Below are 9,548 nucleotides of genomic sequence, written 5' to 3'. Positions count from 1 at the left end.
ATAGACGGGGATATCTCCGCAGCGGGTGATTATACCGTGCGCCTGCCCTGCAATGTATTTGCGCTCCATCAAAAGTGAAATAGGCTCGCATCCAGCGTCGAGGGCAAGTCCAATTACCTTGGTACTCTCCGCAATAAAGATGCCCATCTCCGGCTCCAACCGGTTGCGCAGCTGCGTTTCCGTCAGGCGAGCAAAGACATCCAAATTGGGCGATGAAAAATCGCTTATCTCAATGATATTTGACATCTTATCTCCTTATGTTCGAGGTTAGTGGAAACATATCAAACCTTGATTTTTTTGCAACGTAAAATCCTTCAAGTGCACAATAATCCTCGTACCTAATCCGCGCATGGACGCGCGGCCTATGCGTACGGTTTCGGATAACGTTCAGGTATTCCCGATGCGTCCCAACCACATGAATCATCCTCTTAGTATCGGGAATACCGTGTTATGTGAAGTTTCTGACCCCACTATTGAAAGTGTTTTATTCCATCTGCTCCTATTAACACTTTCAAGGTAAAATAATCATTCTTACCCTCTTGGTTTGTGACTTTAACCTTAATCTGATCTATTGAACTCCCTATTTTCTCAACTTTAAACAATTTTGAGCCAGAGAAATACATTCCTTTCTCGACTGTTTTGCCTAATACTATCACTGATTCCTTTGGATTTTTACCTTTAGGGAATACAACCCCCACATATAGAAAATCAAACCCGTTTTTTCTAACCTCTTCTTCCTTTATAATATTGGCACCACTATATGTATTTAACGCTACAATGAGCTCATTAAGACCGTCGTTATCTATATCCACTAATGTCGAGTCCGAAATCGATGAATTAGGGTATTGTTTATTGAAATAATCCAATAGTCTAGTTGCTTCACTAGGCTCAGCGCTAACATCCACTGTAGCTTTATTATTACTTAAATATGGTCGTAACTCACTTTGGTTACCACTCTGGGGTTTAGTTTGAACGCAACTAACTAATAAAATCATCACAAATACTATCCCACAGCAACCCCAAGATTTATTACTCATACAATCAACCCCAAAGCAAGGAAATTTCACATAACGTTTAAGAATTTGCGCCGCGCCATACATCTTTCATATTGGCAAAGTGGCGCCAAATTCTGTGTTACACGAAGTCAGGTGCCCCGAAAATAAGACATAGATAATTTAGGTTTTAATTGCCTTAGGAATACATTTCCGTTGCCGTTTTTGGCAAATCTCTTACATGGTTTAAATGTGCAGTTACACGTCTATCGTCATTATATGGATATAAAAAGCCAAATTTGTCTGCAACTTTTTCTGCCATCATCCTAAATAAATTGCCTGCTGTAAATAAAGCTTCCCATAGATTTTCATAGTTACTGTCACAGTAAGTTTTGAGGTACATTTTCCAAACTTCAGCTTCAAGATACTTCTTAAAATGTTTCCCGCATTTGCCTACGCTAATAGAAAAATCCGTCTTTATACCTATATACCATGATATCATTTTAAAAAGCATATCTCTGAGAAACCTCTCATACATGAACATGGCGTATGGTAGTTCATCACGCCATATTCCTTTGACTACATAGGTACATATCCACCAAAACTCATTACAACAGTCATTGTAATTTTTCTCAGTCGGCTGCGTAACGATAAAATCGGCATCACTCGCAGGGGGAAACGGTTCTATAATTCCGTCCTTATCCAGAAGAAGTAGACTTTGGCTCTCTCGCTTCATAAAGCAGATTTTGTCAACTTGTACTAAGCTTAAATCGATGCGGTTACCATCAGTAAATTGCATAAGGTAGGTAAAACTCCCGTCATCTATGTCAGTTATGAGTCTATCGGATTTTGGCATCTGCATAATCATGATATCACCAAAGATTCTTATCCAACTATGATCCGATACAAAGGAACTGATACTCGTTACAACGTAGATAATATCAAAATCTTGAAAAAAATCCTTTTTGGCGTTCGGGTTTGCCCTTGAACCATTCACTATAACAGCCCTTATCCGCTGATCATTTTTTGCGGTATCCATTATTGAATTCATCATTTCTTGTTCACTACGCATTTTCATGGCTGTCGTCCTTTACAATCAAAACTTCTTAAAATTGAGTCTAAAATCTATCCCAAAATGTAAACTCCCCTGCACCTGATTTCGTGTAACGTCCCGCGTATTCCCGAAGTCTGCATACTACATTCACATTCACTCAGATTTTGGGAATACGCCGTTATACGCTGGGCCCACTTGTTTATATCTATCAGAATCTGCAAAAAATCAATCGCCTTTTATGGTCAATTCTATATCCAACTCATTAAAGAACACTTGGCTATTTCCACTCTGCGGTAGCCAGCATCGAGTCAATCAAATGGTAATTCATCCTTAGGGAGGTTTTTAATGGACGCAGGAAACTCCCTGTACATCGTTCTGTCCCTCCTTTGGGAGCTATTGTTCTTCGTCCTCAAAAACCGGACGCATAAAACTTCTTTCAAAACTTATAATGCAACGACTCTTCTCAGCTAATTTCCAAGCTTCCTGGCACTCTTTGTCCGTTTTGATGCGTTTTCGATACTCTTCGTAAGCAGCCAAACTCGGGAAACTGAACAAAGCGATGGCTATGTTATTCGGTCCTTCATGAGGCAGAAAATAACCATGGTGAATTCCGCCAAACCTATTTACTAAGGTAATCCACCTCTTCCCGTACTCTTCGAATTCATTCACCTTATACGGATCAATTACGTAACGCAAATAGCAAGTTATCATTTCTTTCTCTCCTCTACTCTCTTTACAATTCTCCGACATGGGCCTGGCGTATAACGTTTCGTGTTCCCGTAGCGTCATACTGCTTGCATATTGGCAAAGTTACGGGAACATTTTGTTAGCTGATATCTGGCGCTTGCATCTATCTATCACAATTATGATATAATAACAACATATACCATGATAAAGGAGAATGCTTATGCCTACTATAAAACCTATTTCCGATCTTAGAAATAACTTTAATCAAATATCTGAAATCTGTCATAAAGATGGTGAACCAGTCTTTATAACCAAGAATGGTCAAGGTGATCTTGTCGTGATGAGCATGGCCTTATACGAAAGACAACAAGCACTGTTAGATCTCTATCAAAAGCTGGGAGAAGCTGAAGCTCAAAGTAATTCAGGTGCAGAGCGAATCTCTCACAAAGATTTAATGAAAAATCTAAGGGAAAAGATCAATGGATAAGAAATATCGCATAGAATATTTACCTGTAGCTCAAGATGATTTAACGAGTATCGTAGAATATATTCAGGTGGATGATCCTTTAGCTGCTATGAACTTCCTCGATGTTGTAGATAAAACCATTTCTAAACTTGCTTATTTTCCTTATTTAGGAGCTATCCCGAAGGATATACGGTTAATGCATCTAAATTATCGGGTTTTAATAATAGATAACTATCTTGTCTTTTATGTAGTATTGGAGGAAGTAGTAGAAATCAGAAGAATACTTCACGGAAAAAGGCAATATAGCTTCTTGCTATAACTCCGAAAGCCAGATTTCAGCTAACGTTTCGCGTATTGCCGACGCGTCCTAACCACATTCATCTTTTCTAAGTGTTGGCAATACGCTGTTAGACGAAGTGCGGCCAAGCATCGCATTCAAATGCAAGAAACGTTGATTACCAATTATAGTGTTTTTCCCTCTTTTCGATCCAATTGTCTATTCCATAATCTTTTATCATTTGAAGGTTATGTTCTAATCCCGGATGAAACTCTTTTAAGGGGCTAAGTAACTCGCAGTTTGAAAAACTTTCACAATCCCAACATCCTGAATAATGTTTATCCACTACACAACTCCTGACTTTGCAATTTCGACTACAACCTAATTCAGAACTGGGCCCTTCATAGCATGGAACCTTACATTCAACTTTTTTGATTTCCTTAAATACTTCAACGAACTTTCCGTAATCTTCAAAAACTTTGCTTCTATTGGCCTTATGTGCAGCATACTTTTCGAATTGTAAATCTGCCAACATCGCTTCTAATTGCTCTACTATTCTAAAAAGGTTTCTGTTTGATGGAATGCAATCAAGGCAGTATAAGCCGCATAATGCTGTGTATCTTCTATTCTCTCCCATCTCCAACCTTCCTTTTTTCTAAAGTAGTGTATATTCAATTCAAGGTTAGCAGGCACTTGCATTGATTTACAGAGCATTGCACCCCATGGTCTCTAACAAAAAGACAGAGCATTTCGTCTAACGTCTCGAGTATTCCCGACGCGCCATTCCGCCTGCTTCCTGGCAAAGTGTCGGGAATACTCTGTTATACGAAGCCGTACGCCCCGTGATTCAGAGGCCGCCATGGACGGCGGCCCCTTTAGCGCTCGGTTATAGCCTTAATTACACAAAATAAGAATTCATGACAGGTTAGCCCCCCGTCTTAAACTTGAACATATGGGACCATTGCTACATTACTTTATTAAACACAATAATCTGTCTCCTATAGGCCAATAAAGGAAACCGAAAGTAACAACAACAATAACCACATGCATCTTTTCTAAGTTGCGGGAATGCCGTGTTAGAGGACGTCGTGTACCCCATTTATTTCAGATACTATTTTATTTTGAACCTAGCGACGTCAATGTTGCCTAAGTACTCCCATTGTCCTATGACTCTTTCATGTTTGGCGCCTAGCTCAATGTGTGCCATCGCTATGCCACAGTCCAGCCGTTTGGAGATATGGTACGAATCCCTAAGATTATCCATTGAGACTTTAATGGTTTCGTCTTCAACAGAAAAACGCCAAGGTTGTCTATTGACCGCCGAAGGAGCAACTTGAGCTGCTTCCAATGCCGAAATGATCCAAGCGGGTGATTGTTCTTTAGGCAAGGTTAAACATAATGTTTCAAGATTCCTTCTCTTATGGCTCTTGGCAAATCCGGACATCATTTTCTCTTCTAAGGTATACTCTTCCTTCGCGAATCCAATTGGCGTTACTGCAAGAATTTGTTCGTTGGCATCAAGGTGAATCTGGGCTTGAACAACTTCTAACCTAAAAAATCCACCTATCCAACAAGTTGCTAATCCCATTGATGTAGCCTCTAGTACAAAGTATTCACCTAAGTATCCAACCTTCTCTTGAACGTTTGGGTCTTTCATATTACCAATGAAAGCCGCATAAGCAGGGGCACCCTTCACTTTTCCGTAATTGCCTACAGCGCCTTTAAAAACTTTATCGGGGTTCTCGTTTACTACAACAGCCCTGGCACCTGGTACCTGATCGTTAAGTAGTATAGCAAAATCCGATAGTTTTGTAACAAAGTCCTTTGATAACTTCCTCCCGTCAAATTGTCGCCGGGAATGCCGTTGAAAAATTGCACTATAATATTTATCATCATGAATTTGCACTATTGTTTCGCTCCTTGTCATTCTCAATTTCTTAATTATTCTGCCCGAAAACACAATGGCCTCTAACGTCCCGAGGGTTTGCGACACCGGGTTACTACATTCATATTCTTTCCGATGTTGCAAACCCTCTATTATATGACGTTCGAGCCATGCATTCCGCCCAAGAAGATTATTGTTCATGATATTAACAATGTTCCCCTATATAAATGAGCACTTTCTTTTCGATTTCACGAACTTGTTCTCTTGATATTCCAAATCTCGACTCAATTTCATTTAAGGATGTGGTTATTCCATCTTCTATTCCAAACCTAATCATAATAATTTCCCGCTCATTTTTATTTAAACAGTTTTCGATAGCGTTCACAACTTGCTCACGCGTATACATTTGCATTCTACTTTGCCAGAGACTGATGATTTATCGAGATCTTATATATTGGGAAACTCTTTTCTCTATATCTCGCATTTGCTTGATTGTTATTCCATAGCTTTCCTTCAATTCTTCGACTTTGACGGGTATACCATTATCCACACCCCACCTTGCCGAAAGAATCTCCCCCTCTTTTTCACTTAGACATTGTTCCATGGCTTCTATAACCTCGTCCCTCGTAAACATCGGCTGTGCCCTCCTTATCTGGGAAACCGACTCTTTGTCATCAAATAAAGCTTGTTTTAAGGTTTAGTCTTTACTTAATCGTTATTTAACCCGGAAAGATTATCTCAAAAATACAACGGGCTAAAAAATACTTTTTTGCTCGAATGTCATATAACGTTCTGCGTGTTCCCAAAGTCTGGTTACTACTCTCATATTCTCTCTGATTTCGGGAACACGCTGTTATACGCCGTAACGGCAAACGATACCCCGAAGTATTTAGAACTATTAAAACTTATTAGGTTCATTATTCTGTCTGGTCTGAAGTTCTATGAGTTTATCTAATTTGTTTAGGAGCTCTCTATCATTTTGAGTTTTACGTTTAAAAAATAGTATTGTACTTATCATGAGATAAAAAGTAAGTATGATGAGACCTAGCAAGAAAAGAAAATAAAAAATCGAAAATATTCCAGTGTAGTCTACACTTATTGGATTCATGTAATTACCCCCAATCATGTGAAACTCGAAAATTATTGATTAGTGCCAGTAATCTGGAATAGCGGAAGCATTCTCTATTCCTCTTCAATCTGGAAAACTAAACCACACGAAGGGCACTCTCTATCATTAGGTAAGATTTCAGTATCACAAGCAGGGCAAACGTTCATAGCAGGTTCATCTATTGTTTCATCAGATGTCTTTCTAAATGGCGCCAAAACCTCTTTGATTTTCACCCCATCCATTTCGATCACTTCTAACTCATTAGTGTAGAACCATTGAATTTCTCCTTCTTCATTAGTGACAGCAGCAACAGGTATTTCCCCTTCCTCCTCGTGGGGAAATAGATTCCCACCTAGGAAACTTGGTGTAGTTGCTTTGTATGCACCGTAACCTGTACCAATTAGGGCATATACTTTATTACTCTTTCTGTGTCTGACAATTATGGTCATCTTCCCACTCCTCCTCAATTCATTTTTTGACCCGGTTATGACGTATAACGTTCTGCGTATTTGCGACGCGTCATAACCCGCTTGCATCATCCTCTAAGTGTTGGAAATTCAGTGTTATCGGATGGAGGAGGCCCCCAAAGCCAGACTGAGACAGACGTCGCCTACTTATACAATATTTTTAATTAGAAAATTAACAGTAGCTTATTGACTGGCATTTCAATTCCCACTCTTGCCGTTATATGTACTTTCTTTATACTTTGCTCTAATCTGACTTTTATAATTTAAAAAATCTTTATACTGTTTTTCTGTATCAATAATTTTGTTCTTTAATTCATTAAGCACTTGGTCGGACTGTGCTAACAAAGTATCGTAATTGTGATATTCTTTAAGCATTTGACGAGCAATACCGGTATCAATCCCTCTCCTTTCCAGTTCAGAAACCTGTTCGGGTGTGGGCGCGTATGTTTTATTTGTTTGAGTAATAGAATATTGCCCAAAATCAGCGTTTGTCCATTCTGTAAGGTCCATATCATTTAATTCCGGATAAATCTGTTTTGCGTAAGTTATCTGTTGTTGAGTTAACTTCCATGTTGCTTCTAATTGCTTAAAATCTTCTGAATCAAGATTAGCAATGCTTTCTTCGCTATATCCTCTTGCCTTAAGCTCATTCCTTTGTACATCACTTAAATCAAAGTATTGATGATATAGTTTTTCAATTTCTGGAACCATAACATCCTTTTTCTCTGAAAGTGAAATCGCTGTATTGGTGTGTGAACAAGCACTTATAAGAATTGATAGTATGATTAGCGTGCACAAGGATATTATCTTTTTCAGCATAAACACCTCTCTCTTACGGTATCACAACCCGCCTCATCTTTCCGATAACGTTCTGAGGAGTCCCGCAGCGTCCCAACCTCATTCGTCTTGGCAAGTTTCGGCAATACTCTGTTATCTGGAGTCGGAAGCCCCAGTGACATTCTATAAAAAGATGAGGCCAACTATCTCTGTCAGCCTCATGATGCTAAATAATATTTTCAATTGGTTCCTTTACCTCCGGGCATGAATTGTAAAGATCCTCAGAATCTAAGTCTAAACAATTATAGGGATCAAACTTACCAGATAAGTCCCAAGCTAAAGTGTCATTTAGAACTGTACAGGAATTCTTAAACAATTCAACATCCCGGAGTTGCTGAAAGACTCCTTTTTTTATTAACTCCGAAGCATCAAATAGTTTAATCTTCCCATCTTCAAAATAGATATATACTTTGTAACCATCTATCGGCACTACCTGCAAAACTTTATGAAACATTTATAGTACCCCCTTAAATCAACGGATTGATTCTAATGAACTGATTATTGCCCTTTCCATTCTCCCAGTTAGTCATCAATTCATCCTTATGAATCTCGCACCAAGCAAGTACTAGCTTAAGTTGTTTTGAAGGAAAGATGCCCTTTAAGACCGTCGCACTCTCAATACCTACCAATATCTTATTTTCTCTATACTCTGCATGGAAATGAGGGGGATAATGATCATTCCAAAACATCATTATCTTTATTCCATAAAATTCACTTATTATCGGCATCTATCAACACCTCGCCAATTAATTATAACCTATAACGCCCAAATTTGAAAATAATCCCATGCATTCCTATTCCGAAATTCCGATTCTAGATAACGTCCCGTGAATTACCAACGTTGCTGGCCCGTAGGGATTGGCACGGCATTTGCTGAATTCTTCCCCATTCAGCAAATGCCGTGCCAAAGGCAATGTTGGTAATTCGCTGTTATCCGATGCCGTACGCCCCAAGATTCAGAGGCCGCCACGGACGGACGGCGGCCCCTTGAACCTCCCCATATTTTATTACGCTATATACACTATATAAGAATTTTACGACGCACTATAAGAATATAAAAGTTTACCGGGCTCTGAGTTGCCAGAAAGCCACTGCGCTTGCTGCAGCAACATTCAGCGAGTCCACGTTATGGGACATGGGGATACGAGCGGTGTAATCACAGTGGGCAACCGTGTTGGGCGCCAGTCCATTACCTTCTGTACCCAGTATGATAGCAAGCTTTTCCTGGGCCATGAGCTGCGGATCGTCTATGCTGACAGCGGTATCACTTAAAGCCATGGCAACGGTCTTAAAGCCCAGCTTACGCAGACTCTCCATGCCCGGCTGCGGCCACTGTGAGGGCTCGCTGCCAATACGGGTCCATGGCACTTGGAAGATAGTTCCCATGCTCACTCTCACCGCACGCCGGCACATTGGATCACAGCATGAGGGGGTAAGCAGCACGGTATCGATGCTTAGTGCCGCAGCCGAGCGAAAAATGGCACCAACATTGGTAGAGTCCGCAATACCTTCAAGAACAGCCACTCGACTTGCACCAGCACACGCCTCCTCAACGCTGGGTAGATGAGGACGCCGCATGGCACACAGCACACCGCGGGTCAGCTGAAAGCCAGTCAGCCCTGCTAGCAGGTTGTTATCGGCAGTATAGACGGGGATATCTCCGCAGCGGGTGATTATACCGTGCGCCTGCCCTGCAATGTATTTGCGCTCCATCAAAAGTGAAATAGGCTCGCATCCAGCGTCGAGGGCAAGTCCAATTACCTTGGTACTCTCCG

15 protein-coding genes and 1 pseudogene are annotated in these 9,548 nt (G+C 40.4%); 2 read left to right on the top strand and 14 right to left on the bottom strand.

Annotated features, from left to right (window positions below):
• The 4 genes and pseudogenes from VB077_RS02815 to VB077_RS02800 all read right to left on the bottom strand — a co-directional run.
• Positions 1 to 246 (bottom strand): annotated as a pseudogene (locus tag VB077_RS02815) (RNA methyltransferase); the annotation flags it as partial.
• Between the two features lie 224 nt (positions 247 to 470).
• A complete protein-coding gene (locus VB077_RS02810; RefSeq protein WP_323413700.1) occupies positions 471 to 1,037 on the bottom strand; it encodes a hypothetical protein in 567 nt (188 codons plus the stop codon).
• Positions 1,038 to 1,191: 154 nt separating this feature from the next.
• Positions 1,192 to 2,070 carry an aminoglycoside 6-adenylyltransferase gene (locus VB077_RS02805; RefSeq protein WP_323413699.1) on the bottom strand — a complete coding sequence of 293 codons (879 nt, stop codon included), beginning with the start codon at positions 2,068 to 2,070 and terminating at the stop codon, positions 1,192 to 1,194.
• A gap of 369 nt (positions 2,071 to 2,439) precedes the next feature.
• A complete protein-coding gene (locus VB077_RS02800) occupies positions 2,440 to 2,757 on the bottom strand; it encodes an NIPSNAP family protein (protein ID WP_323413698.1) in 318 nt (105 codons plus the stop codon).
• A gap of 196 nt (positions 2,758 to 2,953) precedes the next feature.
• Here VB077_RS02800 and VB077_RS02795 point away from each other — a divergent pair, with 196 nt between their 5' ends.
• Together VB077_RS02795 and VB077_RS02790 are read left to right on the top strand one after the other, a co-directional pair.
• Positions 2,954 to 3,220 carry a type II toxin-antitoxin system prevent-host-death family antitoxin gene (locus VB077_RS02795; RefSeq protein WP_006716475.1) on the top strand — a complete coding sequence of 89 codons (267 nt, stop codon included), beginning with the start codon at positions 2,954 to 2,956 and terminating at the stop codon, positions 3,218 to 3,220.
• The gene (locus VB077_RS02790; protein ID WP_323413697.1) at positions 3,213 to 3,518 is read left to right on the top strand and encodes a type II toxin-antitoxin system RelE/ParE family toxin; all 306 of its coding nucleotides are present in this window, start codon (positions 3,213 to 3,215) and stop codon (positions 3,516 to 3,518) included. Before VB077_RS02795 ends, VB077_RS02790 begins: the two co-directional genes overlap by 8 nt.
• Before the next feature lie 136 nt (positions 3,519 to 3,654).
• On the opposite strand, the gene VB077_RS02785 is transcribed toward VB077_RS02790, so the two are convergent.
• The 10 genes from VB077_RS02785 to VB077_RS02745 all read right to left on the bottom strand — a co-directional run.
• Complete coding sequence (locus tag VB077_RS02785; protein WP_323413696.1) at positions 3,655 to 4,113, bottom strand: DUF3795 domain-containing protein; 459 nt, start codon at positions 4,111 to 4,113, stop codon at positions 3,655 to 3,657.
• A gap of 474 nt (positions 4,114 to 4,587) precedes the next feature.
• Entirely contained in the window at positions 4,588 to 5,382 is a 795-nt protein-coding gene (locus VB077_RS02780) for a nitroreductase family protein (protein ID WP_323413695.1), read from the bottom strand.
• A gap of 184 nt (positions 5,383 to 5,566) precedes the next feature.
• Positions 5,567 to 5,767 carry a sigma factor-like helix-turn-helix DNA-binding protein gene (locus tag VB077_RS16540; protein ID WP_416337015.1) on the bottom strand — a complete coding sequence of 67 codons (201 nt, stop codon included), beginning with the start codon at positions 5,765 to 5,767 and terminating at the stop codon, positions 5,567 to 5,569.
• 30 nt (positions 5,768 to 5,797) lie between these two features.
• Complete coding sequence (locus tag VB077_RS02775) at positions 5,798 to 5,995, bottom strand: hypothetical protein (RefSeq protein ID WP_323413694.1); 198 nt, start codon at positions 5,993 to 5,995, stop codon at positions 5,798 to 5,800.
• A 548-nt stretch (positions 5,996 to 6,543) separates the two neighbouring features.
• Positions 6,544 to 6,918, bottom strand: a complete 375-nt coding sequence (locus VB077_RS02770; RefSeq protein ID WP_323413693.1) for a hypothetical protein — start codon at positions 6,916 to 6,918, stop codon at positions 6,544 to 6,546.
• Positions 6,919 to 7,134: 216 nt separating this feature from the next.
• On the bottom strand, positions 7,135 to 7,755 hold the full coding sequence (locus VB077_RS02765) for a hypothetical protein (RefSeq protein WP_323413692.1): 621 nt from the start codon (positions 7,753 to 7,755) through the stop codon (positions 7,135 to 7,137).
• Positions 7,756 to 7,939: 184 nt separating this feature from the next.
• Entirely contained in the window at positions 7,940 to 8,227 is a 288-nt protein-coding gene (locus VB077_RS02760) for a DUF2442 domain-containing protein (protein WP_323413691.1), read from the bottom strand.
• Positions 8,228 to 8,240: 13 nt separating this feature from the next.
• Positions 8,241 to 8,501, bottom strand: coding sequence for a DUF4160 domain-containing protein (locus VB077_RS02755; protein ID WP_323413690.1), 261 nt, complete (start codon positions 8,499 to 8,501; stop codon positions 8,241 to 8,243).
• 66 nt (positions 8,502 to 8,567) lie between these two features.
• Positions 8,568 to 8,726 (bottom strand): hypothetical protein, encoded by a 159-nt coding sequence (locus VB077_RS02750; RefSeq protein ID WP_323413689.1) that lies wholly within the window; start codon positions 8,724 to 8,726, stop codon positions 8,568 to 8,570.
• 109 nt (positions 8,727 to 8,835) lie between these two features.
• Positions 8,836 to 9,548 (bottom strand): RNA methyltransferase (locus VB077_RS02745; RefSeq protein WP_323413688.1); only part of this gene is annotated, 713 nt, incomplete at its 5' end.

Source organism: Desulfitobacterium sp., assembly GCF_034927245.1.
GTDB lineage: Bacteria > Bacillota > Desulfitobacteriia > Desulfitobacteriales > Desulfitobacteriaceae > Desulfitobacterium_A.
The sequence above is the reverse complement of the archived record's forward strand: the minus strand, read 5'-3'. Positions and strand labels throughout refer to the sequence as shown.

Bases quoted from the DNA above. Each gene is read 5' to 3' on its own strand.
- VB077_RS16540 (WP_416337015.1), bottom strand. From the start codon at position 5,767: ATGTATACGCGTGAGCAAGTTGTGAACGCTATCGAAAACTGTTTAAAT.
- VB077_RS02805 (WP_323413699.1), bottom strand. From the start codon at position 2,070: ATGAAAATGCGTAGTGAACAAGAAATGATGAATTCAATAATGGATACC.
- VB077_RS02810 (WP_323413700.1), bottom strand. From the start codon at position 1,037: ATGAGTAATAAATCTTGGGGTTGCTGTGGGATAGTATTTGTGATGATT.
- VB077_RS02765 (WP_323413692.1), bottom strand. From the start codon at position 7,755: ATGCTGAAAAAGATAATATCCTTGTGCACGCTAATCATACTATCAATT.
- VB077_RS02785 (WP_323413696.1), bottom strand. From the start codon at position 4,113: ATGGGAGAGAATAGAAGATACACAGCATTATGCGGCTTATACTGCCTT.
- VB077_RS02755 (WP_323413690.1), bottom strand. From the start codon at position 8,501: ATGCCGATAATAAGTGAATTTTATGGAATAAAGATAATGATGTTTTGG.
- VB077_RS02770 (WP_323413693.1), bottom strand. From the start codon at position 6,918: ATGACCATAATTGTCAGACACAGAAAGAGTAATAAAGTATATGCCCTA.
- VB077_RS02795 (WP_006716475.1), top strand. From the start codon at position 2,954: ATGCCTACTATAAAACCTATTTCCGATCTTAGAAATAACTTTAATCAA.
- VB077_RS02800 (WP_323413698.1), bottom strand. From the start codon at position 2,757: ATGATAACTTGCTATTTGCGTTACGTAATTGATCCGTATAAGGTGAAT.
- VB077_RS02760 (WP_323413691.1), bottom strand. From the start codon at position 8,227: ATGTTTCATAAAGTTTTGCAGGTAGTGCCGATAGATGGTTACAAAGTA.
- VB077_RS02790 (WP_323413697.1), top strand. From the start codon at position 3,213: ATGGATAAGAAATATCGCATAGAATATTTACCTGTAGCTCAAGATGAT.
- VB077_RS02775 (WP_323413694.1), bottom strand. From the start codon at position 5,995: ATGTTTACGAGGGACGAGGTTATAGAAGCCATGGAACAATGTCTAAGT.